This is a genomic window from Pseudomonas sp. E315 (assembly GCF_055406205.1).
Genome location: NZ_JBUZPJ010000001.1, coordinates 410,721 through 437,100 on the forward strand (window position 1 = coordinate 410,721; position 26,380 = coordinate 437,100).

At 54.8% G+C, this 26,380-nt stretch carries 17 protein-coding genes, 1 tRNA gene and 1 pseudogene; 13 read left to right on the forward strand and 6 right to left on the reverse strand.

The genetic code is table 11. The features are described from left to right. Nucleotides 1-28: 28 nt before the first annotated feature. From ACZRJQ_RS02055 to ACZRJQ_RS02065, 3 genes and pseudogenes are all read right to left on the reverse strand, one after another. Nucleotides 29-430, reverse strand: a pseudogene (locus ACZRJQ_RS02055) (urease subunit beta); the annotation flags it as partial. A 54-nt stretch (nt 431-484) separates the two neighbouring features. Continuing rightward, nucleotides 485-787, reverse strand: coding sequence for an urease subunit gamma (locus tag ACZRJQ_RS02060; protein WP_463976744.1), 303 nt, complete (start codon nt 785-787; stop codon nt 485-487). A 516-nt stretch (nt 788-1,303) separates the two neighbouring features. Continuing rightward, on the reverse strand, nt 1,304-2,410 hold the full coding sequence (locus tag ACZRJQ_RS02065; RefSeq protein ID WP_463976745.1) for an FUSC family protein: 1,107 nt from the start codon (nt 2,408-2,410) through the stop codon (nt 1,304-1,306). 746 nt (nt 2,411-3,156) lie between these two features. Here ACZRJQ_RS02065 and ACZRJQ_RS02070 point away from each other — a divergent pair. The 10 genes from ACZRJQ_RS02070 (at nt 3,157) to ACZRJQ_RS02115 (ending at nt 18,185) form a co-directional block, all read left to right on the forward strand. After that, nucleotides 3,157-4,479, forward strand: a complete 1,323-nt coding sequence (locus ACZRJQ_RS02070; protein WP_463976746.1) for a hypothetical protein — start codon at nt 3,157-3,159, stop codon at nt 4,477-4,479. A 77-nt stretch (nt 4,480-4,556) separates the two neighbouring features. Continuing rightward, nucleotides 4,557-5,465 carry a LysR family transcriptional regulator gene (locus ACZRJQ_RS02075; protein WP_463976747.1) on the forward strand — a complete coding sequence of 303 codons (909 nt, stop codon included), beginning with the start codon at nt 4,557-4,559 and terminating at the stop codon, nt 5,463-5,465. Between the two features lie 252 nt (nt 5,466-5,717). Continuing rightward, a complete protein-coding gene (locus tag ACZRJQ_RS02080; RefSeq protein WP_463976748.1) occupies nt 5,718-7,256 on the forward strand; it encodes an MFS transporter in 1,539 nt (512 codons plus the stop codon). Then, complete coding sequence (locus ACZRJQ_RS02085) at nt 7,253-8,317, forward strand: HlyD family secretion protein (RefSeq protein ID WP_463976749.1); 1,065 nt, start codon at nt 7,253-7,255, stop codon at nt 8,315-8,317. Before ACZRJQ_RS02080 ends, ACZRJQ_RS02085 begins: the two co-directional genes overlap by 4 nt. Beyond that, on the forward strand, nt 8,314-9,768 hold the full coding sequence (locus ACZRJQ_RS02090) for an efflux transporter outer membrane subunit (protein ID WP_463976750.1): 1,455 nt from the start codon (nt 8,314-8,316) through the stop codon (nt 9,766-9,768). Before ACZRJQ_RS02085 ends, ACZRJQ_RS02090 begins: the two co-directional genes overlap by 4 nt. 81 nt (nt 9,769-9,849) lie before the next feature. Then, nucleotides 9,850-11,169, forward strand: coding sequence for an MFS transporter (locus tag ACZRJQ_RS02095; protein WP_463976751.1), 1,320 nt, complete (start codon nt 9,850-9,852; stop codon nt 11,167-11,169). 22 nt (nt 11,170-11,191) lie between these two features. Continuing rightward, entirely contained in the window at nt 11,192-13,996 is a 2,805-nt protein-coding gene (locus ACZRJQ_RS02100) for a type I restriction enzyme HsdR N-terminal domain-containing protein (protein WP_463976752.1), read from the forward strand. An 86-nt stretch (nt 13,997-14,082) separates the two neighbouring features. Beyond that, nucleotides 14,083-14,577: a sigma-70 family RNA polymerase sigma factor gene (locus tag ACZRJQ_RS02105; RefSeq protein WP_463976753.1), complete on the forward strand. Its 495-nt coding sequence runs from the start codon at nt 14,083-14,085 to the stop codon at nt 14,575-14,577. A gap of 73 nt (nt 14,578-14,650) precedes the next feature. Beyond that, on the forward strand, nt 14,651-15,619 hold the full coding sequence (locus tag ACZRJQ_RS02110; protein WP_463976754.1) for a FecR family protein: 969 nt from the start codon (nt 14,651-14,653) through the stop codon (nt 15,617-15,619). A 145-nt stretch (nt 15,620-15,764) separates the two neighbouring features. Beyond that, nucleotides 15,765-18,185, forward strand: coding sequence for a TonB-dependent siderophore receptor (locus tag ACZRJQ_RS02115; RefSeq protein WP_463976984.1), 2,421 nt, complete (start codon nt 15,765-15,767; stop codon nt 18,183-18,185). A gap of 60 nt (nt 18,186-18,245) precedes the next feature. Here ACZRJQ_RS02115 and ACZRJQ_RS02120 read toward each other — a convergent pair whose 3' ends face one another. Both ACZRJQ_RS02120 and uvrB read right to left on the reverse strand, forming a co-directional pair. Beyond that, complete coding sequence (locus tag ACZRJQ_RS02120; RefSeq protein WP_463976755.1) at nt 18,246-19,397, reverse strand: MFS transporter; 1,152 nt, start codon at nt 19,395-19,397, stop codon at nt 18,246-18,248. Between the two features lie 109 nt (nt 19,398-19,506). Further along, on the reverse strand, nt 19,507-21,522 hold the full coding sequence (gene uvrB / locus ACZRJQ_RS02125) for an excinuclease ABC subunit UvrB (protein WP_463976756.1): 2,016 nt from the start codon (nt 21,520-21,522) through the stop codon (nt 19,507-19,509). Between the two features lie 335 nt (nt 21,523-21,857). On the opposite strand from uvrB, the gene ACZRJQ_RS02130 reads away from it, so the two are divergent. Beyond that, on the forward strand, nt 21,858-23,054 hold the full coding sequence (locus ACZRJQ_RS02130) for an amino acid aminotransferase (protein WP_463976757.1): 1,197 nt from the start codon (nt 21,858-21,860) through the stop codon (nt 23,052-23,054). A gap of 65 nt (nt 23,055-23,119) precedes the next feature. After that, nucleotides 23,120-23,195, forward strand: a tRNA-Asn gene (locus ACZRJQ_RS02135). Nucleotides 23,196-23,411: 216 nt separating this feature from the next. On the opposite strand, the gene ACZRJQ_RS02140 is transcribed toward ACZRJQ_RS02135, so the two are convergent. Continuing rightward, on the reverse strand, nt 23,412-23,882 hold the full coding sequence (locus ACZRJQ_RS02140; RefSeq protein ID WP_463976758.1) for an FAD/FMN-containing dehydrogenase: 471 nt from the start codon (nt 23,880-23,882) through the stop codon (nt 23,412-23,414). 247 nt (nt 23,883-24,129) lie between these two features. Here ACZRJQ_RS02140 and ACZRJQ_RS02145 point away from each other — a divergent pair, with 247 nt between their 5' ends. Next, entirely contained in the window at nt 24,130-26,322 is a 2,193-nt protein-coding gene (locus ACZRJQ_RS02145; RefSeq protein WP_463976759.1) for a GAF domain-containing hybrid sensor histidine kinase/response regulator, read from the forward strand. Nucleotides 26,323-26,380: the final 58 nt, after the last annotated feature.

Below are 26,380 nucleotides of genomic sequence, written 5' to 3' on the forward strand. Positions count from 1 at the left end.
GGTTGCTGGTCAGTTTGTCTGGAGCCCAGCCATCGACCAGATTGTTGAAGCCGTACAGGGTTTGCTTGCCCCCGAAAGGCACCAGCGGCACTTCAATTTCGTCGCCCGGCTCGAACCGGATAGCCGTTGTGGCCGAGATGTTCAAGCGCTTGCCATAGGCGGCAGCTCGATCGAATTCCAGGGCACGGTTAACTTCGAAAAAGTGAAAATGTGAGCCGATTTGAATGGGGCGGTCGCCAGTGTTACGTACTTTAACTTTAGTGACGGGCCGGTCTTCGTTGAAGGTGATCGGGGTGTTGGCATAGATGCAGCCGCCCAATGGCACATTGGCTTCATCGCCCTTGTGAACGCCGCCAGGGTTTTTGGCGTGGGGGATTTGGTGGTCGGGGTGAGTATCTTGGTGAGGGCTGGTGGTTTTTTTAGTGCTCATGACGTGATCCTCAAAACGGTTCTGTTTAGCGTTAACCGGATGTAATGCAGGCCGTTATTTGATCGGGTCATGTACGGTGACCAGACGGCTGCCATCGGTGAAGATCGCTTCAACTTGTACGTTTGGAATAAGGTCGCTGACGCCTTCCATGACATCATTTTTGGTCAGCACTTTGCTGGCCTCCGTCATCACGTCTTCTACCGACTTGCCATCTCGGGCACCTTCAAGAGCGGTCACTGTGATGATTGAAACGGCCTCTGGATAGTTCAACTTTAAGCCGCGAGCCTTACGTTTGAATGCCACGTCGGATAACGTGTAAATCATCAGTTTTTCGACTTCTCTGGGGGTGAGCTGCATAAGCCCTCCTATCAACAATGCGGTAAAAAACTAACGTTTTAGAGTGCTGCCAAGAACTACCCACTCACCCAATAGCGCCTCAGGTTCACAGGCGCAAGGCAAGTTCCCCGGTGGGTGTGCAGACGCCTTGCGAGTGATTGAGCAGGCGTTTGGGTATTTCATTGCGTTGATCATTCATATCCCTTGGATGGGCGCGATCAGAGCCTAGACCATAATTTTTAGCTTACGAATGACGGCCTTGGTGCCGGGTGCAACCCAGAGACGGGAGTTGACGAAAGGTTGCGTGGGGTGGTGGCTATAAAATTGTTAGATTAATCAATGATATAGCCAGTTTTGTTGTTTGTTTTCGAGTAAGGACGTTAAGTACTTATGGCTCGTTAATGACTAAAAATTCATTTTTTTAGTCGGAAAATGCTTACGTTTAAGTGCTTCAGATCACCTAAATGAGTGGTTTATTTCTGAAAATTCTCTGGATCAAACCTCTGTTTGGGGGGGCTCAAGCAGCAGGCCTTTACATCAGCCTTCATGGGTTTTTTTTGAGGTTTTTCTTAACAGGTGCTGGTGGCCGTGATGCGAGTAGAGAGCATCATGCACTTGGTCATTTAATTTGGTGAGTTGCTTGAGCATGTCCATGCTTAGCCAAAGATAAGCATAGAAGGGCGTTTCAACATGTTTGCCTTCAATGCCTTTAACAACCAGATCATGTAAATCATGAGTTGCATCACGCAGCGCGCTGCTGATTTCGTTATTTGAGTCGCCGTTGCATAACTTATCTTGCAGTGACTGTATCGCTTGAGGAATTAAACGATGTGCCTGGCGTAAAACCGGTTCGTTTTCAATCAGTAAGTGGCTTTCGGGGGACGACCAGTAAGCATCAATCATCAAACTCAAAGTGGCCAACACATTGCGGTGTAAATTTTGCAGTGAATTAAATACTTCAGGCTTGATATGGCTTTCGTTACTGGCAGGGGCTATGTAGTTGCGAAGTTTGACGATCGCGTCCAGCTCGTCTTTTAACTGCTCTTCTAATACCGGGCGCTCACGGGTGTTGCTGGCAAAGTAGGCGGCATACAGAGTGCTCAATGTGCCCAAGCTATTGCTGAACTTGATGCGCAGGTCGGTATAGGCTCTTTGAGGGTAAATGCTGGTATAGATCATTGCCAAAATGGAGCCTGCCAACACATACACACTGCGCCATACGGCGGTTTCCATATCGTGTGGAGAGGAACAACTGACCACTGCGAGCGTTGAGCCAATCAACAGCGCCATATAGGGGTGTTTGCCGAGTGTCAGGTAGCCACACACCAACATCACAACTGCACACCACAACAACATAAGCGGGAACGAATAAATCTCCAGATACAGCGCAACCAGCCCAGACAGGGCGCCAATGACGGTGCCGCCCGTTCGCTGCACAGCCCGTGAAAACACATTGCCCCAATAAGGCTGAGGCCCCATCACAATCAACATGGTAATCAGTGCCCAAGACGCATCGGCGCTGTTTACAAAGCGAATGGCACTGAAAGTGATGAGAAAGGCCAAGCTGATCCGGATCGCATGAATCCAGCGGTAGTACCGACAGGCCAACTGCTCCAGGTACGAGATTTTCTTTCCCAGCTGCATGTCTGTCCCAACCGCTGTAATGGATTGGGCTGCCAGCTTAGTTCAGGCTGAGAGCGTCCACCACTGTGCGACCTGAATGTCTGATTCTGCGCAGGTAAGTCCTTCAGCGGCGATAATTACTTGTGTAAACCAAAGATGGACTGGCCGACAAGTAGGTATCTGAGGTGGCTTTTGAGCGGCTTGGGTAGCTGGGTTGAGGGAGGGGAGCCTGAGCTGTAAAAAAGGCCATTACCTTCATGGGGATCCAGTAATGGCCAAAGTTCTCAACCAAAGAGAGCGTCAGGGCAAACCTGACGGACGAGAATGTACCAACAGGGCATTTAGTTAGCTAGCTAAGTACGTGCGAAACAGTTTTACCTCATGCGCAATAATGGTGCATTTTTGGCTTGTAGCTGTAGGAAATCCTCAGAAAAACCGGGGCTGGGGAGGCCGTTTTGTTATTTTAATGACAGCAGGATCGGTTATTTCGAACAGGTCTATTTAGATTTTTTGATGAAAGTGCAACAGCTAATGAAGTAAGTCTTTTGATTTTGCTCGAGTATTTTATAAATTTAGTCATGGGGTGCGCTTAGTCATACTGTTAGATTTGATAGTGTCATGTGCTCTTTTGCTGGATTAGTCTGGTGTCTCTGAAAAGTGATGCCTGACTGTCGGTTTGTAGTGAATGGCTATGGGCTTTTTGCGATAGGTGTGGGTGTGACTTATTTTGGGCGAGATTTCTAGATAACGAATTGGGAGTTGCAGCTATGACCCATTTAATCCGCGCAGGTGGTTTGAACCCTGGGTTTGGCGATCAGGGGGGCGTTAATTTAAAACACACCGGTCAGGAATCCTTGTTAAGAGCGATTGCTAGCACTGATGATGGGGTGTTGGTACTTTCGGCGAGTCCTGGTGTTTTTGGTTATTGGCTAACAAAATTTACTCTTAGAGGTGAGCTTGATAAGCGCTTTGGAAATCAAGGGTTTTTTCATTCCAACGATTCAATCGGTCGTAATCTTCATGTTCTAAATGATGGCGAGTTTTTGGTGGTTGATGGTGTAGACACAACTTTGGTCTTTACGAAGTATCTGGCGGATGGTGAGTTGGATACAAGCTATGGTGAAGGAGGGCGTGTCAGGTTTCCAGTTGAAAATTTAAACATTACCCTGTCGGGGCAGGTCGGGAAATATATTGGGGTGGGCACACTTGAAAACACCTCGAAAATATTGCCTTCGACTTTAAGTGATGACGCGCTGCCTGAGCCGGTGGGTAAAGTATTAAGCGTTATGGATGATGAGCATATATATATCGTGTTATCCCTTTTGTGGGGTGGCGACAATGATGTCACTCCGGTGGTAATCCGATTTGATGTTCGAGGCGCACTGGATCTTACGTTCAACGGCAGTGGCTATGTTGTGGTTAAACACTCCGATGGAGATAAAGGTTACAGTGTGTTGAAAGATGCGGCTCTCCAAGTTAACAGTGGCCATAAAGCTATATTGGTACTGGTAAAACCAATCTCTAACTTGCATGAGCCGCAACCTCAAGGTGATCATTTAGTTTTGCGGTTCAACCATGATGGTACTCAGGATTATGCGTTTGGAGGTTTAAGCTCTAAAAACAATGGGATACGGATAAAGTACGATGACTTTGAGTTCCCTTGGAAACTGGTTGTTGATGAGACGGGTCAGTTAAAAGTGCTGGGACATGGCATGGGTGAAACAGCACCCAATTCAACATCGGTTATTCAAGCCTATGACCAAGATGGGTCTATAGATATTGATTTTAATGAGGGCGTACCGCTTGAGCGTGATTTGGCTCCTGGTTGGGGAATATGGGTGGATGGTGCATCACGGGGGCGAGATGAAAAATATCAGCTCATAACCTGTGCCATAAACATGGGTGAGTTACTGATGTACTCTGGTCGGATCTTACAGACGGGGAAGTTTGATGATTCGTTCGCCAGTAACGGCCTCCAGACCATTGAAACACAGTATTCAAGGTGGTCAGGTGCTTCGACTATGACATTGCATAAAAATGGCGATATTCTCCTTGGGCATCATGATTATATTTATTGGCTGCTGGGGTGATGTTATTCACGTCACCCAGCCTCATTAACATGTCTTAAGCCTAGGCACGCACTGACAGAGGCGCTACCCTTTGCGCCATGCAATTACCTGACTTGAACTTATTGGTTGCCCTGAACATCTTGCTTGAAGAAGGCTCAGTGGTGGGCGCGGCGCGGCGTATGAACCTCAGTGCTCCCGCCATGAGCCGAACCTTGACCCGCATCCGTGAAACCCTCAATGACCCCATTTTGGTGCGTTCAGGGCGTGGGTTGGTGCCCACGCCCAGAGCGCTTGAGTTGCGTGAGCAAGTGCGTGGCGTGGTTGAGCTGGCTCACGGGGTGTTCACACAAAGTCAGGTCAGCGATTTAAGCCAGTTGGAGCGAACCTTCAGTATTCGCGCCAATGACGTGTTCTTTGGCGTGTATGGCGGGGCGTTACGCCAAAAAATGGCGTTGGAAATGCCCAAAGCTACTCTGCGAGTCGTGCCCGAAGGGTTCACTGATGATGAGGCGCTGAGCGAAGGGCGCATTGACCTCGCGATCTGCGCCACGAACAAGTTCAGCGCTGATATCAAAGTGCAAAGGTTGTTCAGTTGTCCCTTTGTGGGGCTGGCGCGTGAAGACCATCCAATATTTGAGCAGCCGATTACCGCCCAGCGGTTTGTCGAATATGACCACATCAGTGTGTCTCGCCGGGGGCACGCCCGAGGGCCCATTGATACGGTGTTGGCGCAGCAGGGCCTTGAGCGTCGAGTGTCCTTCACCACGCCCACCTTTTACTCGGCCATTTTTGCTTTGGCAGGCGCCAATTTGATCTTGCCGCTTATGCCTCAGGTGTTACTCAACACGCTGGAACCTATGGGATTGAAGTTACGGGCATTTGAGTTGCCTATCACGCTGCAACCCGTAGACATCGTTCAAGCATGGCACCCGCGTCTGGATAATGACCACGCCCATCGCTGGCTGCGCCGTACCCTCAAGACCTTCTGTGAACACTCGGTGTTCTAACGTCCAATTGGCTTGCCCCTCTGCGCTGGCGAAGGCTGCGATCTTTTTAAACAGCAAAAGGTCACTGCCCTCGACAGCTCAAACGAGATATTGATGCGTTGTGGATTGCGTTAAACGCACTTCACAGTTAGCTATTTATCAATTTTTATAGCTATCAAGGCTGATTAAACTTTCTGTCATCGATTAGACGACGGAGTTAGCCATGTATTGGCGTTTTAAACGCGCGCACCAATCACCGACGGGAGCCCGGCGATGACGTCATTGGTTGCCGGGTCGGTGGCGACGCCCGCGCCAGCCCCTGCGAACAGCGCCGCGTTAGGGCTGCGGATATTTACCGGTTTGGTGGGGGTGCTGCTGGCCGTGCTGGTGTCGGGGTTTAACGAGAACGTCACCAAAGTGGCAATGCCAGATATTCGCGGCGCTATGGGCATCAGCTATGACGAAAGTGCTTGGTTGCTGGCGGTGTATTCAGCCACGTCCATCAGTGCGATGGCGTTTGCCCCCTGGTTTGCGGGGACCTTATCGCTGCGTCGTTTCACACTGTCTGCCATTGGCGCTTTTTTGCTGCTGGGCATCCTTTGCCCGCTTGCACCCAATACCCATGTGCTGATGCTGCTCAGAACCTTGCAAGGGTTTGCAGGGGGGGCATTGCCGCCCATGTTGATGTCGGCAGCGTTGCGTTTTTTGCCGCCGAGCATTCGTTTATATGGCTTGGGCGGTTATGCGCTAACCGCCACCTTTGGCCCCAGCTTTGGTACGCCATTGTCTGCTTGGTGGGTGGAGTACGCCGGTTGGCAGTGGGCGTTTTGGCAAATCATCCCGCTGGGTTTGCTGGCAATGGTGTGTGTGGCTTGGGGCTTGCCGCAAGACCCGTTGCGGCTGGAGCGCTTCAAGCAATTTGACTGGCGTGGCCTGCTGTTGGGTTTGCCGGGCTTGATCATGCTGGTGTTGGGGTTGGAGTTGGGCCAGTGGCAAAACTGGTTTGAATCACAAATGATCCGGATTTTCATCGTCGGCGGACTGGGCCTGCTGGTGCTGTTCTTCATCAATGAGTGGTCACACCCACTGCCGTTTTTCAAATTGCAGTTACTCAAAATCCGCAACCTGAGCCATGCCCTTATCACGCTTGCTGGGGTGCTGTTTGTGTTGCTGGCGGTGATCAAGATTCCGTCCAGCTATTTGGCACAGATTCAAGGTTATCGCCCGCTCGAAACGGCGCCCGTCATGCTGATGGTGGCGCTGCCTCAACTGATCGCACTGCCCTTGGTGGTTGCGTTGTGCAACCTGCGTTGGGTCGATTGTCGCTGGGTGCTGGCTATCGGGTTAGGGCTGTTGGCCTTGGCCTGTGGCTTGGGTTCACAAGTGACCTCGACCTGGAGCCGAGAAAATTTCTACGTGCTGCAAGGCATACAGATCATCGCCCAGCCGATGGCGGTGATCCCGTTGTTGATGCTCGCCACGGGGGGATTGAACCCGGCAGATGGGCCGTTTGCTTCGGCATGGTTCAACACCGTGAAGGGCTTTTCAGCGGTGGCGGCGAGTAGCCTGCTGCAAGTGCTAACCGTCAATCGTGAGCACTTTCACTCAATGATGCTGGTGGATCGTTTGGGTAACTCGCCGTTGGTGAGCGCGGGAGCCGATTTGGCGCGCCGGGTTCACCAGCAGGCGATGGTGCTGACTTCGTCCGACCTTTACCTGTTTGTGGCGGCGTTGGCGCTGTTGTTGGTGGTGTTTATTCCTTTTGGCCCGACGCGTATCTATCCGCCGGGCACTGTTGGAGCAGTGAAATGAGTACGACGAGCGGGCGCAAGCCTTTGGTAATGGCGGGTGCGGGTTTGCTGGCGGCAGCTGTGGTGTACGGGTTGTGGCATGTGGTTTTCAGTGCCGGGCCGGTGCAGAGCACCAATGATGCGTTTGTCAGCGCCGACTACACCTTGATTGCGCCCAAAGTGGCGGGTTTTATCGACGAGGTGTTGGTGCAAGACAACCAGTCGGTCAAGGCGGGTCAATTGCTGGCACGCATAGACCCAAAGGACTATCAGGCCGATGTGCAAGCCGCCAAGGCGGGCGTGGCCACGGCCCAGGCGCAACAGGCCAATGCGTGGGCGATGCTGGAGCGCCAGCGCTCGCTGATCGAACAAGCCAAGGCCACTGTCGATGCGGATTATGCGCAGGTCGAATTTGCTGAGCATGAGTTGCAGCGCTATCAGCATTTGGCCGGGCAGGGTGCGGGCACTTTGCAAAACTCACAGCAAGCCAAGAACCGTTCACAGACCGCACGTGCCGAGTTGGCGCAGCACAAGGCAGCGCTTGAAGCGGCCCGTCAGCAAACTCAGGTGCTGACCGCACAAAGCAGTGCAGCCCAGGCTTCGGTGCAACATGCTCAGGCATTGTTGGCGAGGGCCGAGCTGGATTTGTCGCACACCCAATTGCTGGCTCCGTTTGACGGAGTTGTAGGGCGACGCAGTGTTCGTTTGGGTGCTTATGTGAAACCCGGCGACCCTGTGCTGGCGGTCGTGCCTTTGGCTCAGGCTTATGTGGTGGCTAACTTTCTGGAGCATCAACTGACGCATATGGCCCCGGGCCAGCGGGTAAGTATTGAGGTGGATACCTTCCCCGGCGAAACCCTGCATGGCACGCTCGACAGCATTGCCCCGGCAACCGGCGTTACCTTTTCACCGATTGCCCCGGACAACGCGACGGGTAACTTCACCAAAGTTGTTCAACGCATTCCCGTCAAAATCGTCCTCGATCAGGGCCAGGTTTTGGCCAATCAACTGCGCTTGGGTATGTCGGTTCAAACTTCGGTCGATACCAGCGCAACATCAGAGCAGCAGGTCAGCGCACGATGAAGTCCCCCTTTTTGACCTGCGCTGTGGTCTGTTACAGCGCGTTGAGCTTGAGTGGTTGCGTCATGGGCCCGGATTTTCATCCCCCTACGCCGCAATTGGCCGGCCGTTGGGCTGAAACCGAGAGCGAAGCGGGGCATAGCCGTGCCGTCGAGTCGGCAGTTGACCCGCGATGGTGGGACAGTTTTGGCGATAAACAGTTGTCGGCGCTGGTGCTTGAGGCCCAACAGAGCAACTTTGACCTTCAATTGGCGGCCAGCCGGCTTGAGCAAAGCCTCGCCCTGCGCCGACAAATTGCCGCCGATACGCTGCCCTCAGTGGGGGCAGCGGCAGATTACAGCCGCAGTCGTAATAGCCAACGAGGTCTTAATGATCCGTCGGGGCACAATGGCAAGCAGGCGTTCAATGTGTGGAATGGCGGGATTGGCATCAGTTGGGAGGCTGATCTTTGGGGGCGGGTGAAGCGCTCAGTGGAGGTCGCAGATGCTTCGGTGCAAATGGCGCAAGAAGATCGTCATGCCATACAACTGTGGGTGATTGTGCAAACGGCCCAGCACTACATTCAACTGCGGGGTACTCAGCAAGCACTGTTGGTGGTGCAACAAAACCTGAAAATCGCCCAGCGCAGCCTGCAGCTCACGCAGTTGCAATTACAGGAAGGGGTGGCGACGGATCTGGAAGTATCAGAAGCCGGTGCTCAAGTCGCAGAAATTGAAGCGCGCATGGCGCCTTTGCAGCAGCGCAGTGCGCAGTTGATCAACTCATTGAGCTTGTTACTGGCCCGAGAGCCCAGAGCGTTGCAACAGCAATTAAGCCTGCCAGCATCAGTACCCGCTTACGCGTCGAATGTACCGGTTGGATTGCCCAGTGAGTTGGCCCAGCGTCGCCCTGATATTCGTCGTGCCGAAGCACAACTGCACGGGGCTACCGCTTCAATTGGAGTGGCCAAGGCGGACTTTTATCCGCGTATCACGCTGTCCGGCAATCTCGGGTTTCAGGCCATGCAGTTATCGGACTTGGGCAGTTGGGGCTCGCGCAATTTTGCGTTTGGGCCAGGTTTGAGCGTGCCGTTGTTTGAGGGTGGGCGCTTGCAGGGGGCATTGCAGCTGCAAGAAGGACGTCAGCAAGAAGCCGCTATCGGGTACCAAAAAACCGTCTTGCGGGCTTGGCATGAAGTGGACGATGCAATGGTGGCGTATCAGGCCAGCCAGCGTCGGCGGGACAGCCTTGCGCAGGCTGTTGCGCACAATCAGCGGGCGCTGGACAGCGTTCATCAGCAATATGCCCAAGGCACAGTGGATTTTCTCAACGTACTGACTGTGCAAAATGCGTTGCTGGCCAACGAAGCGGCATTGGTAGACAGCACGGCGGCGGTCTCGTTGTCGCTGGTTGATTTGTATGCGGCGCTGGGAGGTGGGTGGCAAGCATTGCCCGTCAACGTGACAAAGGGGTGAGCTTCACAGCAGATTTGCTATGCTCGCCGCCTTGACCGTAAACGCCAGGATAGGCGTGTCCAGTTCACATTGAGCGTATTTATGTCTGCTGAAACCCGTGACACAACGGTACGTTTTTCGCGTTCCGACTACAGAACCCTTGGGCTGGCAGCCTTGGGCGGGGCGCTGGAAATTTACGATTTCATCATTTTCGTGTTCTTTGCCCTGACCCTCAGTCAGCTGTTTTTCCCGCCGGACATGCCCGAGTGGTTGCGCTTGTTGCAAAGTTTCGGGATTTTCGTGACCGGCTATCTGGCACGGCCGTTGGGCGGGATTCTGATGGCGCACTTTGCTGACCATCTGGGGCGTAAACGGGTGTTCAGTCTCAGCATTTTGATGATGGCGCTCCCGTGTCTGCTGATCGGGGTTATGCCAACCTACGAAGACATCGGTTATTTCGCTCCTCTGATCCTGTTGGCATTGCGCATCCTGCAAGGCGCCGCTGTCGGGGGCGAGGTGCCCAGCGCGTGGGTGTTTGTTGCCGAGCATGCTCCGGCTGGGCGCAGAGGTTACGCGTTGGGCTTTTTGCAGGCCGGGCTGACCTTTGGCTATCTATTGGGCGCACTCACCGCCACCTTGCTGGCGCAGTTGTTCACGGCTGCCGAAATCCTCGATTACGCGTGGCGCTTCCCGTTTTTATTGGGCGGCGTATTTGGTGTGATTGGTGTGTGGTTGCGTCGCTGGTTGAGCGAAACCCCCGTGTTTCTGGCCTTGCGTGACCAGCGTGAAGGCCGGGCTGAGTTTCCGTTGCGCACGGTGCTGCGTGATCATCGTCCATCATTGCTGCCAGCGGCACTGCTCACGTGTGTGCTGACCAGTGCGGTGGTGGTGTTTGTGGTCATCACCCCGACAGTGATGCAACAGCGCTTCGGCATGACTGCCAGCCACACTTTTGCCCTCAGCAGTCTTGGGATTGTGTTCTTGAATATTGGCTGCGTGCTGGCTGGCCTGATTGTCGATCGTATTGGCGTGTGGCGCAGCATTGTGCTGTACAGCGTGCTGTTGCCGCTGGGCATTGGCCTGCTTTACGCAAGCCTGGTCGGGCAGTGGGCGTTGCCCGGCCTGGCTTATGCGTTTGCCGGTTTGACCTGCGGAATTGTCGGGGTGGTGCCATCGGTGATGGTGGGATTATTCCCTGCGCCAATCCGGGTTTCGGGTATCTCGTTCACCTACAACATCGCCTATGCCTTGTGGGCCAGTACTACGCCGTTGTTGCTGATTGCATTGATGCCGTGGAGCCCGTGGGTGTGCGTGGTGTTTTGCGTGGTGATGGGCGTGGTCGGTTTGCTGACTGCGCGTTGGTTCGGCTTTGGCCGTGCCAATGAGGTTGAGCAGCGCTTGTTGGCCAAGGCGCACGTGTAGCGGCTATTTTTCGGGTTTTTTCATGTTTGGTGAAACAACAGCCAATAGCGGCGACCAACGCTGGAGTGCTCTGGCAACTCAGTTGGCCTTTAACAATGAGGCCGAAGTCGAGCGCCTATTCGTCTGCCCTTTGTTGCAAGCATTGGGCTATGAACCCCACGACATCGCATCGCAGGTGTCTGTGAAGTTCTACCAGGGTGCCAAGCCGGGCAGGCCCTACCAGGCCGATTTTGTGGCTTACGCCGGGGCAGAACATAACCGCACGACCTCGCTGATGGTCGTGGAGGTTAAAGCGTTTAAGGCGTCTCTTGAGGGCGCCAAAGAGCAAGCGGAGTTCTACGCGTTTGGTCTGCGTGCGCCTGTGTTGCTGATCACCAATGGGTGTTCGTTACAGGTGTGGCAAACCTGGCAAGCGGCTGATAGTGAGCTGATTTTTGAATCGAAAATAACCGACTTGCTTAAACACAGGCCAGCGCTTGAACGCCTGCTTTGCAAGCAGGCGTTAGTGAAATTTGTACAAGGTTTAAAGCAAACGACCCTAACAGGGGCGGCTGATTTTACCGAGTACAAGTCCGCAGAATTAACCCGGCTTCAGCAGCGTGCTGTGCCTCGTCGGTTGTTGGCAGAGCTTGGCGGTGAGGTGTTATCAACCGCGCTACTGGAGGTTTATGACCAAGGTGCGTTGATTGTTGCGCCGTCCGGATATGGCAAAACAGTGCTATCCAAACAACTGGTCATGGACGCCCTCAATACCGGGTGTTCTAACCCGCAGGCGATTAATGCCGTTGAAGTGCCGTTGTTTGATTTCTCTTCGCTGGGGTGCGATTTACTGGATTTCATTTATCAGCGCATCAAGGCTCATCAGCATGAGATAACGCTGGCGGGGGTAAAACAGTCCATACAGGCGCACGGCATTACCTTGGTGTGTGACGGCTTTGAATATGTGCCGGAACACGCTCGTAAAAACGTTGAGTCCCAGATAGGTGTGTTTAGACGCGATTACCCAAAGGCCCAGGCATTTATCTTTTCACGCTCATCGGTTGTGCTGCGTTCGGGGTTGCCATGCCTGAAGCTGGATAAGCTCAACAACACTGAGCAGCGGGAGATGACGATCAGTGTGATGGGCAAGGCGTTCCCATTTACGGGCATGCCGTACGTTCTGACTGAACTCAGTGAAGTGCCGCTGTTGTTGCGGCTCATTATTGATTTTTTTGTTGAGAACAATACGTTCCCAAGCCGCCTGAACGAATTGTTTGAACATTGGCTGTTACAACTGCGTGACGCCGTGGTGAGTACCCCGACGGACAGCGTTCACTTCGACAGTGCGTTGCGCTTGATTGCGAGCATGGGCTTGCAACGTCGAATGCCTGCTCACCAAGTACTCAACGCCATTGAGGCGTCGGGTTTAAACGCAGGCATCTTTGACAAACTCGTTAGCGCTGGAGCGCTGTTGTACAGCGGCACCAGCGTAGGGTTTGTGCACGATGCCTTGGCCGACTACCTGCATGCGCGAGCGTTGATGGATTTACCGGATTCAGACGTTCAGCGCGCTATTGGTGCCGTCAGTATCCAGCCCGACTCCCTCTTGCCCGTGATGATGATTTTGCTGGCGCAGACACCTGAAGCGTGTGCGTTGGTTTGGCAAAAGCTTGAGGCCTTACCGTTACGGCGCTATGTAGAAATAGCGCGTATGTGCAAGGGCGCAGGTGCCCCGGCACACGATAACGGCCACGTTTTTTTGAGTGGGACGTTAAACACCATTGAGGCCATGCTGAACCGGTATTTTCCGGGTGTTAAAGCGTTACTTAAGCAGGCCTTGGTTTACTCAGAGTTGCCGGTTGAAAACCTGGCAATACAAGGCGGTATTAATCCTGCACAGCCCTTGAGTTTTTTGTACCGTTTAAACCCCTCAAGTATTCAAGCGCCGCGTGTGGTGCAACAGCCGCCCGCTGATAAATCATGGGTGCGTCACCTAGACCTTAAAAGCACACGATTGAATCTCAATGGCGGCCAATATGCCGCCGCACAAGCAGTAAAAAGCGCAGTTAACGACCTGGTTCGCAAACAAGCTTTACGAGGCGGTGCGCTTTTGGCGAATGAGCGCTCACTGTCGAGGTTGAGGTACTTGGATTCGATCAAGGCTGTGAGGGTGACGCCGGATCACTCGCTGTCTGAAAACCTCGCGTGTCTGCGGCCGTTTTTCGATAGAGCAGTCCCTGCCCGCGGGCACTCTCAAGCAGCCTTTAGCATCAGGTCATTAATTGACGATTTGGAACTGCTGCAACGCTCGGGCTGGCAGCAACTGGATTGGTGGTGGCTGCCTTTGTGGGGCGACGAAGAGGCAATGTTCGAGCAGCCAGAACGCGTGAAGACTTATCTTGATGCCCATTTTGCCCGGGCGGCCGCTCTGTACCTGGACATCGTAAACACCAGCTTTGGCGGTATAGCCAAGGAGTTTTCGTATTTCAACCTGATGCCGTTTCGCAGAGAGGCGATTGTTTTCGGCGAGCCTCATGAACGCAGCATTAACTGGTACTGGGTGCCGGTAGAGCATGCGACGCAAACCACCACGGTTTGTTGGTTTGAGCATGAGGTCGCAGATGGGATGTTTAACAACGCCGCCAAGCGAAGCCATGTGGCGTCTGAATTGATCAGGTTGCAGCGATCAGTCAGTGCGATGTATCAGTCAGGTGGCGGAGGGGCTTTTCCGGCACCTGATCAGTTGTTTCAGGGGCACCAATACAGTTTTGAGACGCCCGCACTGACGGAAGCCATCAGCATGATTAAAAGCGATATAGAAGGCCTGTTTTGGGATCTGATTCATTGATCTGCGGGGGCGGCCAGTCAAGCCTTGATTGCCGTCATTAATAGGAAGCATTACTATTCGCGCCCCCGCCTTCATAGCCCATTGCAATGACTCATAAACCGCCTCGCAGAACGGGCTTTTTTGAACATTACGAAGAGTTGATCGGGACTTGGACCCGCCGCTTGCGCAATCGTCAGCAGGCGCAGGACCTGGCCCACGACACCTTTGTGCGCGTGCTCGAATCCGACTCGGATGCCGTGGAGCAACCGCGTGCGTACTTGCATCAGACTGCGCGCAATATCGCGGTGGACGGGTTTCGCCGTGAAGAGCGGCGTGACGCTAAGGAGCTGGCTGCCGTGCCGCCAAGTTCATCCGAGACGGGCGACCCGGAGCAGTACATGCGCGCTGTTCAATTGGCCGAGGCAGTCGAAAAAGCCTTGCTTGAACTCCCTCTCAACTGCCGCAAAGTATTTGTCTGGCAGAAGATCGAAGGCTTGACCCAAGCCGAGATTGCCGAGCGGTTGGGGTTGTCCAAGAACATGGTGGAAAAGTATATGATCCGCACCCTGCGTCACTTGCGTGAACGTGTGGAGGCCCCGTGATGAGCACAGCCCCAGAGGTAATGTTGACGACGTTGCAGGCCATTGATGCGTTGGCAGGCATAAGGATTCCATGATGGAAACGCAAGACTGTACCTGTGATCGCGCAAGCGTTCGTGACACAGCGGCGACTTGGTTCGCGAGGGTGCAAGCGCAAACGCTGGATGCGCAGCAGCAGGCTGAATTTGAGGCGTGGCGCACCCAGCACACTTCTCACGCAGCCGAATATCAGTGGCTGGCCAGCCTGTGGTCAGCTGCCGATACGCTGCCGGACTCACGCTGGCAAGCGCTCTGCCAATCACCCGCGGCGCCTGTAAAACGACGTTCATTGCTGCGTTATGGGCTCGCGGCGAGTGTGCTGATCGTTGCCGCTGGCGCGGGACTGTGGTTGCAGCAGCCCGCCGTTTACGAGGCCGAGTTTACGACGGCATTAGGTGAGCGGCGCGACATTCAATTGCCCGATGGTTCAACCCTGGAACTCAATGGCCGCACTCACTTGCGCGTTCACTTTGAGCGTCAGTTGCGCAAGGTTGAGCTGGAGCAGGGCGAGGCCATGTTCAGTGTGGCCCACGACAATAACCGACCCTTTGTTGTGCAAGCCGGGGCTGCGCAAGTAACGGTGACAGGCACCCGCTTTGATGTGCGCCGTGATGGCGGGCAAGCGCGGGTGGCCGTGGAGTCTGGCCATGTGCAGGTGGAAGGCCGAGATCCCCGTGACTTGGTTAGGCTGACAGCAGGCTTGGGCACCCAGGTGAGCGCGCAAGGGCAAGTAGCGCCGGCCTATGCGGTCAACACTCAAGCCCTCACAGCGTGGCGTAAGGGGCAATTGGTGTTTAACGACGCAACCTTGGGTGAGGTGGCTGAAGAAGTGTCGCGCTATCGCGCTCGGCCACTGCACGTAAGCACGCCTGCGCTGGCGCAGTTGCGTTTGTCCAGTGTGTTTAAAACCAATGACACCGACGCCTTGCTCAATGCTTTGCCGAAGATTTTGCCGGTAGCGATCAAAACCCGAGCCGATGGTAGCCAAGAAATAATTTCACGATAAATTCAGGTTTTTTTTGAGTTCTTCGTCTTCTTGATCAACTGCAACTGGTTTGCATTAACAGTCGCACTCTCATGCGATCAACAGGGCAAGACTCGACGTGAAAAACAAGACGGCTGGCGCACGGGCTTTTGGGCTCAAGACCTCCATAAAAACGACTCACAACCACCCTCGTGGGGCACGTTGGTTGCCTTTGGCGCTGGCCTTGGCGGTTAGCGCCGCGATGCCATGCGCATTGGCTAGCGACCTTGCCTCAAGCGCGATTCATATCCAGGCCCAACCTTTAGGATCAGCCTTGAGTCAATTGGCTCAGCAAGCGTCATTGCAGATGTTTTTCAGCCCGCAAATGGTGGCCGGTAAACAAGCGCCTGCGGTTGAAGGCAACCTCACTGCCGAACAGGCATTGGGCGCGTTGCTGCAAGGCAGTGGTTTGAACTACGAAATGAATGGCGACGCTGTGACTTTGGTTGAGGCAACACCGCTGAGTGCGGCGGCACCGTCAGGCGCGCTGGAGCTTGGCCCGGTGGATGTCAAAGTGGTGGGCGACTGGCTGGGTGATGCTAACGAAGCTGTGGTGCAAAACCATCCCGGGGCGCGCACGGTGGTGCGTCGCGAAGCGATGGTTGAACAGGGCGCAATGAACGTCAGTGACGTGCTCAAGCGTATTCCGGGTGTACAGGTACAAGCCCCAAACGGCACTGGCGGCAGTGATATTTCGCTGAACGTTGGGGTGCGGGGGCTCACTTCGCGTTTGTCGCCCCGTTCGACGGTACTGATTGACGGCATTCCGGCAGCCTTTGCGCCCTATGGTCAGCCGCAATTGGCGATGGCGCCCATTTCGTCCGGCAACCTGGACAGCATCGACGTGGTGCGAGGGGCGGGCTCGGTACGTTATGGGCCACAAAACGTAGGGGGCGTGATCAACTTTGTAACTCGCGCCATTCCCGAAACCTTTGAGGGTGAAGTTGGTACGACATTAGAAACCTCGGAGCGCGGTGGCTGGAAGCACATTGAATCGGCCTTTTTGGGCGGCACGGCCGAGAATGGCATCGGCGCCGCGCTGTTGTATTCCGGCGTTAATGGCAATGGCTATCGTGCAAACAACAATGGCAACGACATTGATGACGTGTTGCTCAAAACCCACTGGGCACCCACCGATCAGGACGATTTCAGCCTTAACTTCCATTATTACGACGCCACGGCTGACATGCCCGGCGGCCTGACCCAAGCGCAATATGACGCAGACCCTTATCAATCCGTCCGCGACTGGGACAACTTCAGTGGCCGGCGCAAGGATGTGTCGTTCAAGTACCTACGCCAGATCGACGATCAGACTCAATTTGAAGTTTTGACCTATTACACCGACAGCTTTCGTGGCAGCAACATCGCCTCGCGCACTCAGGACGTGCTGGTTTCGTACCCGCGCAATTACCACACGTACGGCATCGAACCACGGTTGTCCCATGTGTTCACGCTTGGGCCTGTCACGCAGGAAGTCGGGGTGGGTTATCGCTATTTAAAAGAGGCAATGCACGAACAGGCCAGTCAGCTTGAGCTGGTTGATAACAGACCGGTGAGCACCCCAAAAGGCGACGGGCATGTGTATCAGGACCGCACCGGCGGGACAGAAGCCAGCGCGTTTTACATCGACGACAAGATTGATGTGGGCAACTGGACGGTCACACCGGGTATTCGTTTTGAGCGCATTAGCACCAACTGGCATGAGCGCCCGGTAGTGGGGCTCAACGGCAAGCCCGTTGAAGAAAAACGTCGCAGCATTGACAGCAACGAAGCGTTGCCGGCATTGAGCGTGATGTACCACCTATCGGACGCGTGGAAGCTGTTCGCCAACTACGAAACCTCATTTGGCAGCTTGCAGTATTTCCAGTTGGGTCAAGGGGGCATCGGCAATGAGCCAGCAGCCGGGTTGAAGCCTGAAAAAGCCAAAACCTATGAAGTGGGTACCCGTTATGACAACGGTTCATGGGGCGGGGAAGTGACGCTGTTTTACATCGACTTTGCCGATGAGCTGCAATACATCAGTAAGGATGTGGGCTGGACTAATCTGGGAGCAACCAAGCACCAAGGGTTGGAAACATCAGTGCATTACGACATGGCAGCGCTGGACTCACGCCTGGAAGGCCTGACAGTCAATGCGGGGCTCACCTATACCAAGGCTACGTCCGAGGGCGACATCGAGAACTTCAAGGGTCGAGATCTGCCGCTGTACTCACGCCAAGTGGCCAACCTTGGCGTGCGTTATGCCGTCAACCGTTGGACCTACAACGTGGACATGTTTGCCCAGTCCAAACAACGGGCACCCGGCTCGGGCGGAACTTACATCACCGATCCGACAGCGGATGGCCGTTATGGTGACATACCGGGTTACGCGAGCTGGAGCACACGCGTGGGCTACGATTTTGGCCCGCAGGCCTCAAACCTCAAGTTGGGTGGCGGAATCAAAAACCTGTTTAACCAGCAATACTTCACCCGCTCCAGCGATAACAACTCAGGGATTTATCTGGGTGAACCGCGTACGTTTTTTGTGCAGGCCAGCGTAGGGTTTTAATACCACGGCTACCATCAACCACCTGTAGGCGCGAGCAAGCTCGCACCTACAGGGCGTGATCTAAACCCGTAAAATTCGCCCGCTGACGGCCACGCTCACCAACAACACGCTGATCAACAAGAAGGCCAGGCTCAAACTGCTGGCGTGGGCCACAAAACCTATGGCAGCGGGGCCAGCCAGAATTCCGGCGTAACCCAGCGTGGTGATGGCCGGCACGGCAATGCTTTCTGGCATCACGGTTTGCTTGCCGACTGCGGTGTACAGCACTGGCACGATGTTGGAGCAGCCAACCCCCACCAGCGCGTAGCCAATGAGTGCTACTTCCCAGTTGGGGCCGAAGGTGGCCAGGGCCAAACCGGCTGCGGCGAACAATCCACCTAAAACAATTACCCGGCGTGCCCCCAAACGGCTGACGACCGTATCGCCCATCAGTCTGCCAGCGGTCATGGTTAGCGCGAATGCGGCATAACCCAGACCGGCATAAGCCTCGCCTATCTGCTTTTCGGTGGTCAAAAACACAGCGCTCCAGTCGAGCATCGCGCCTTCAGCGAGAAACACGATAAAGCACAGCGCTCCGATAAACAGCACCACGCCATGAGGTATTGCAAACGCGGGGCCAGCGCTTTCGCTGGCGTAGGGCAGCAGGTGCGGGGCCGCTTTTACCAAAGCCAACAGAATCAAAGCCACCACCACACACATCGCCCACAACGGTGACATGCCCAAGGCTAGCAGGGCGCTGACGCCTGCTGCCCCCACCAGTGCGCCGACACTGAATAAGCCGTGAAACCCGGACATCATGTTGCGCCCGCTGGCGCGCTCTACGATGACAGCTTGCAAGTTAACCGTGGAGTCAACGGCCCCAAGGCCTGCACCAAATATGAATAAAGCGGCGATCAGCAAAGGCACTGAGCTGGCAGTGGCCAACAGCGGCAAAGCCAAGCAAATCAAAAGGGTGCCAACGCTCAAGACCCGGCGACAGCCGAAACGAGAGGCCAGAATGCCTGCAATCGGCATCGCCAGAATCGAGCCAACCCCCAGACACAACAGCAAAAGGCCCAGCGTGGCCTCGTCCAGCCCGGCGCGGGCTTTGGCGTAAGGCACCAAGGGCGCCCAGGCAGCAACACCGAAACCGGCAATAAAGAAGGCAATACGCGTCGACATTTGTTCAAGACGCCCTGGAACACAGGGCTTTTGGGTGTTGATGGCAGTCATGGTCTTCCTTGAAAAGCGGGGGCGTTGACGCGATGCAGCGCAGCATCCTTACGACGCAAGTGTTAAGCGCATCGCGAGCAAGCGTGCTTGTGCCGTGATCGAGTGTTGCTCACACCTGCAACAAGCGCTCCCTGAGTTTGCCAATTTCGTCGCGCATTTGGGCGGCGGCTTCGAACTCCAGATCCCGGGCCAAGGCGTACATTTTTTCTTCGAGTTGACGAATACGCTTGCTGATTTCGCTCGGCGAACGCAGTTCGTTCTCGTACTTGGCGTTTTCTTCTGCGGCTTTGGCCATCCCTTTACGTTTTTTGCTGCGCGAGCCCGGTACGACAGCGCCTTCCATAATGTCAGCAACGTCTTTGAATACGCCTTTGGGGGTGATGCCGTTGGCCAGGTTGAAGGCGATCTGTTTTTCACGGCGACGTTCGGTTTCGCCAATTGCCCGTTCCATTGAGCCAGTAATGCGGTCAGCGTAAAGAATGGCTCGCCCGTTGAGGTTTCGGGCGGCGCGGCCGATGGTCTGGATCAATGAGCGCTCAGAGCGTAGGAAGCCTTCCTTGTCAGCATCCAGAATCGCCACCAGCGACACCTCGGGCATGTCCAGCCCCTCGCGCAGCAAGTTGATGCCCACCAGCACGTCAAACACCCCAAGGCGCAAGTCGCGGATGATCTCGACGCGCTCCACGGTGTCGATGTCCGAGTGCAAATAACGCACGCGTACCCCGTGATCGGCCAAGTAGTCGGTGAGGTCTTCAGACATGCGTTTGGTGAGCGTGGTGACCAGCACCCGTTCTTCTAGCGCCACGCGTTTGGCAATCTCAGACAGCAAGTCGTCGACCTGAGTGAGCGCCGGGCGGATTTCGATTTGTGGGTCGACCAGCCCGGTAGGGCGCACCACCTGCTCGACCACGCGGCCCGCATGCTCGGCTTCGTAATTGCCCGGGGTGGCCGAAACGAAGATGGTTTGCGGGCTGATACGCTCCCATTCATCGAAACGCATGGGCCGGTTGTCGAGTGCCGAAGGCAGACGAAAGCCATATTCAACCAGTGTTTCTTTGCGTGAACGGTCGCCTTTATACATAGCGCCGACTTGCGGCACGCTGACGTGGGACTCGTCGATCACCAGCAACGCGTCAGCGGGCAGGTAATCAAACAACGTTGGCGGCGGCGCCCCGGATTCGCGCCCGGAGAGGTAGCGCGAATAGTTTTCGATGCCGTTGCAGTACCCCAGCTCCATGATCATTTCCAGATCGAAGCGGGTGCGTTGTTCCAATCGCTGGGCTTCTACCAGTTTGTTGCTGGCACGCAGGTAATCAAGGCGCTCCTTGAGCTCCTCCTTGATGCCTTCGACAGCGTCGAGCAAGGTTTCGCGTGGCGTTACGTAGTGGCTCTTGGGGTAGAAGGTAAACCGCGGCATTTTGCGAATGACTTCGCCCGTCAAAGGGTCAAAGGCACTGATGCTCTCGACTTCATCGTCGAACAGTTCGATGCGAATGGCTTCCAGGTCAGATTCGGCCGGGTAGACGTCAATGACGTCGCCACGCACACGGAAGGTTGAACGGGCAAAGTCCATGTCGTTGCGGGTGTATTGCAGGTCTGCCAGACGGCGCAGCAGCTCTCGCTGATCGAGTTTGTCGCCGCGATCAATGTGCAGCACCATTTTCAAGTAGGTTTCGGGGCTGCCCAACCCATAAATGCACGACACCGTGGTAACGATGATCGCGTCCTTGCGCTCCAGCAACGCTTTGGTTGCCGACAGCCGCATCTGCTCGATATGGTCGTTGATCGAGGCGTCTTTCTCGATAAAGGTATCGGAGGAGGGGACGTAAGCTTCGGGCTGGTAGTAGTCGTAGTACGAGACAAAGTATTCCACGGCGTTATTCGGGAAAAACGATTTGAACTCGCCGTACAACTGCGCAGCCAGGGTTTTGTTGGGCGCAAGCACCAAGGTTGGACGGTTTACGTGGGCAATGACGTTAGCAATGCTGAACGTCTTGCCCGAGCCTGTTACCCCGAGCAGGGTCTGGTGAGACAGGCCTGCCTCGATACCTTCGATCATTTGGCGAATGGCTTCGGGTTGGTCGCCTGCGGGCTTAAAGCGGGTAACGAGTTGGAAATCGGACATAACTGACCTCTGAAATCGCCTCTATAAAAGGCATAAACCTTTCAGAAACGAGAAAAACTGCATGCGACGCATGCCGCAGGGGAAAACAGGATACGGCTAAATATGGTGGCCGTTACTGACTGTTTCAAGGCGCAGGTCTGACAAGGGTGTTTGAACGAAGATTGCAATTAGACCACCGGCTTGAAAATAAACTGAAATAGTTGCTCAAAACCGAGAATAGCCTGTCGCCCGCAGCAGTGATCGCCTCTATACTAGCTCCCCGTTTGTGCACCGCTCTAGTGCAATCGGCTGGAGCGTTGTACCCCCTCCATTCCCCATTCAGAGCTGCCGTAATAATGAGCCTGTTCTCCGCTGTCGAAATGGCACCACGCGATCCTATCCTGGGCCTCAACGAAGCATTTAACGCCGATACTCGTACCCACAAAGTGAATCTGGGGGTCGGTGTTTACTGCAACGAGGAGGGACGAATTCCACTCTTGCGTGCCGTTGTCGAAGCCGAAACGATCCGGGTTGCTCAGCATGCCTCCCGTGGCTACTTGCCAATTGATGGCATTGCCGCCTACGACCAAGCCGTTCAAAAGCTGCTGTTTGGCGCTGAGTCGCCGCTGCTGGCCACCGGCCGTGTCATTACCACTCAAGCAGTAGGTGGCACTGGGGCGCTGAAGACGGGTGCTGACTTCCTTAAGCAACTGCAACCTAACGCTGTAGTCGCAATCAGCGATCCGAGCTGGGAAAACCACCGTGCGCTGTTTGAAGCTGCCGGTTTTCCGGTTCAGAACTACCGTTACTACGACGCAGCCAGCCATGACGTAAACCGTGCAGGCATGCTTGAAGACCTTAACGCCTTGCCAGCAGGCTCCATCGTTGTGTTGCACGCGTGCTGCCACAACCCGACCGGCGTCGACTTGACCCCGGCCGACTGGCAAAACGTGCTGGACGTGGTCAAGGCCAAAGGTCTGATTCCGTTCCTCGACATGGCCTACCAAGGCTTTGGCGATGGCATCGAAGAAGACGCGGCAGCTGTACGCCTGTTTGCCGAATCAGGGTTGAACTTCTTTGTTTCCAGCTCGTTCTCCAAGTCGTTCTCGTTGTATGGCGAGCGTGTGGGCGCGCTGTCGATCATCACTGAGTCCAAGGAAGAGAGCGCGCGCGTGCTGTCGCAGGTCAAGCGCGTGATCCGCACCAACTACTCGAACCCGCCTACCCACGGTGCAAGCATCGTGGCGGCTGTGCTCAACAACCCTGAATTGCGCGCCATGTGGGAAGCCGAACTGGCAGAAATGCGTCTGCGTATTCGCGGCATGCGTCTGCAAATGGTCGAGCTGCTGGCGAAAAAAGCGCCTGCGCGCGATTTCAGCTTTGTAGCGCGTCAGCGCGGCATGTTTTCGTACTCGGGGCTGACCGTTGAACAGGTTGCGCGCCTGCGCAGCGAGTTCGGTATTTACGCGCTGGACACAGGCCGCATCTGCGTTGCCTCTTTGAATCAGAACAACATTGAGGTGGTTACTGACGCCATTGTTCAGGTCATCTGAAAAATGCAAAGAGAAGTCATCGAAAGTGTTGACTTCTCTTTTTAGATCAGTAAGATAGACGCCATTCCGCGATAGCTCAGTTGGTAGAGCAAATGACTGTTAATCATTGGGTCCCTGGTTCGAGTCCAGGTCGTGGAGCCAGATAAAGAAAAAGCCGCTAGCAATAGCGGCTTTTTTTTGCCTGCGGTTTGGCAGGTCAGACAACGCCGCGATGCCCTGCAGGTCAAAGCAAATACTGTTTTTGGCAGGCATCGGTGGGAGCGAGCTTGCTCGCGAAGCGTTAAAAGCCAGCGCCTTGAACCGCAATACACGCGTATTTGAGCAAGCATGCTCCCACAGCAGATTACGCCTGGGTGGTTACGGGGAAGTGACCTTTTCCAGTGCTTGGCGCAACGCGTCAGCGTTGGCAAATTCTTGCTGCGACACTAACTTGCCATTGTCCAGTTGCAGCCACAGCACTTTGTCTTGCGCGCCGGGGTAATTCGCGGCGACGCTGCCGTCACGATCAAGCAGTACGCTGTAGCTGTAGTCACGCATGGCTGGAATGGCGAAAAGTTTGCCGATCAGTGACGGCATCCCTTGAATATCCGCGACAAATACAGCATTGCGTGCTTCCAAGTAGCCTTTTGCTTGGTCTTTTAACGCTTCCTTGACTACTTTGGCACCGTCCATGTTGCGGGCTACCAGCAGAATTTGGGTTTTGTCGTTCAGGGTGTAGGGCTGATCGTATTGGTCGGACAAGGTCCAAGGTTTCAGGCTGTCACCGACGTTGGCCGCTTGGGCCAGCATGGAAAGCGTGCTCAGGAGCAGCGCAATTACAATTTTCACCGTTCAATCCCTCTCGTTAATGAGTGTTAGGTCAGATCCCTCGCGACTGATTGCCATCAGCGCACTGCGCGGCATGTTATCCCTCAACCCTTTTCAACAGAACCAATGAAGCGCCGGTACTGTCTTTAATGTGTGACAAAGGGTTAGAGCCTTGTAGGGCGCTTCTGCGGGCACAATATTTTTACCTGACTTATCATCAGCAACGTTTCATTGGTCGATCAATGGCAGTAATCAAGGTAACCGCGTAATGACAGACTGGCTCCAGCACGACGGTGTAATGGCTGAACGCATTAGAAGCCATGACTGGGCCAGTACCAAGCTCGGGCCGCTCGCGCACTGGCCGGATGTGCTCAAAACCACAGTAGCGCTCAGCCTTGCGTCGCATTTTCCGCAATCGATCGTTTGGGGTGAGGATTTGATCACCCTGTATAACGATGCATTCCTGCCGATTCTCGGGGATAAGCCTCACGCGCTTGGGCGTCCCTTCAGTGAAATCTGGCAAGAAGCCTGGAGCGAGATTAGTCAGATCGCTGAGGCTGCGTTTGCGGGCAAAGCCACCTATATCGAAAACTTTGCGTTGGTGGTCAAACGCAGCCAGTTGCCCGAACTGGCCTATTTCACGTTTTGTTACAGCCCGATCCGCGACCAGCACGGCAATGTGGTGGGAATGCTCGACACCGTTACCGAAACCACGGCGACGGTGTACATGACTCAGCGGCTGGCCGTGTTGGATGTAATTGGCAGTGCGGTGGCCAATGCCACTGACCCGCAAGAAATCATGGCAACAACGATGCGCATGTTGGCAGCACACATGAAGGTCAGCCATTGTGCTTATGCCGACATGGAAGCTGATCAAGACACTTTTTTCATTCGTGACAGTTGGGTCGAAGCGGGCGTGTCGAGCCTTGTTGGCCAGTACCGACTTCAAGATTTCGGTGAGCAGGCTGTCACGCGACTTCGCTCGGGGCGAGCGCTGGTGATCCACGACGCGTTGGCTGATCTGGCGCCGCTTGAAGCTGCTCATTTCAGTGAATTAGGCATTGCCGCCACTATGTGTTTGCCACTGGTTAAGGCGGGGCGCCTAACGGCATTAATGGCCATTCATGACAAATCCCCCCGAGTGTGGTCGTCTCATGAACAGGCATTGCTCGCAGAGGTGACGGAGCGCTCTTGGGCTCACATCCAGCGTGTGCGTGCTGATACAGCTGTGCGAGAAGGGCTGGCGGCCCTGGCGATGTTGAACACCACACTGGAAGAGCGGGTTGAAGAGCGAACTGCGCGCCTGCTTCAAATTGAGGCGGCGTTACGGCAGTCACAAAAACTTGAAGCCATTGGCCAGCTCACAGGTGGCGTGGCTCATGACTTCAACAACTTGCTGACGATTATCCGTGCTTCGGTGGACTTTTTACGTACACCCAACCTGTCGGCTGAGCGACGTGACCGCTACATGAGTGCGGTGTCCGATACGGTAGAGCGCGCAAGCAAACTGACCAGCCAGTTACTTGCTTTTGCTCGACGCCAGCCGCTCAATCCGCAAGTCTTCAATGTTGGGCAGCACATCCTGAATATCGCTGACATGCTTGATCCGTTGACCGGGGCGCGTATTCAAGTGCACGTCGAGTTGCCAGAGCTGGCGTGCTATATCCGGGCGGACGCGAGCCAATTTGAAACGGCTCTGATCAACATGGCGTTAAATGCGCGCGATGCGATGGAGGGTCAGGGCACGTTGTTGCTCAGGCTGCACAGTGGTAGCCCCATGCCTCCAATCCGGGGGCATGCGGGGTCAACGCAATCATTTATTGCTGTTTCGCTGGAGGACAGTGGCGCGGGCATTGCTGCGCACGTTCTGGAACACATCTTTGAGCCGTTCTACACCACCAAAGAGGTGGGCAGGGGCACAGGTTTAGGGTTGTCTCAGGTGTTTGGTTTTGCCAAACAGTCCGGTGGCAACGTTGATGTGGCGAGTGATAAGGGGCGCGGCGCGGTGTTCACGTTATACCTGCCGCAGGTTGAGCCCCATGAGTTTAGCGAGAGCCACGTTGTGCCTGAGCAAATGCCCGGTTTGCAAGCCGAGATATCTAAATACCGAGTGTTGGTGGTTGAGGACAACCTTGAAATTGGTCGTTTTGCCAGTCAAATTTTGAACGATCTAGGTTATGAAAGCGCTTGGGCGACTAATGCGCAGCAGGCGCTGCAAATGGTTGGGCCAGATGCAATGGCGTTTGATGCCATTTTTTCCGATGTTGTGATGCCTGGCATGAGCGGCGTTGCCTTGGCCAAGGCGCTGCGTTGCCTGCGCAGTGATTTGCCTGTGATTCTGGTCTCGGGTTACAGCGAAGAGCTTGCGTGCAGTGGCTATGAGGGGTTTGAGTTTTTGCCTAAGCCCTATTCAGCCGAGCAAGTTTCTCGATTGTTGGCCAAAACGATTATGAAGCGTTGAGCACGCTCGACTCATTGATCTGCATATTGCTCTATGGTTAAGGACACGCCTTCAATTG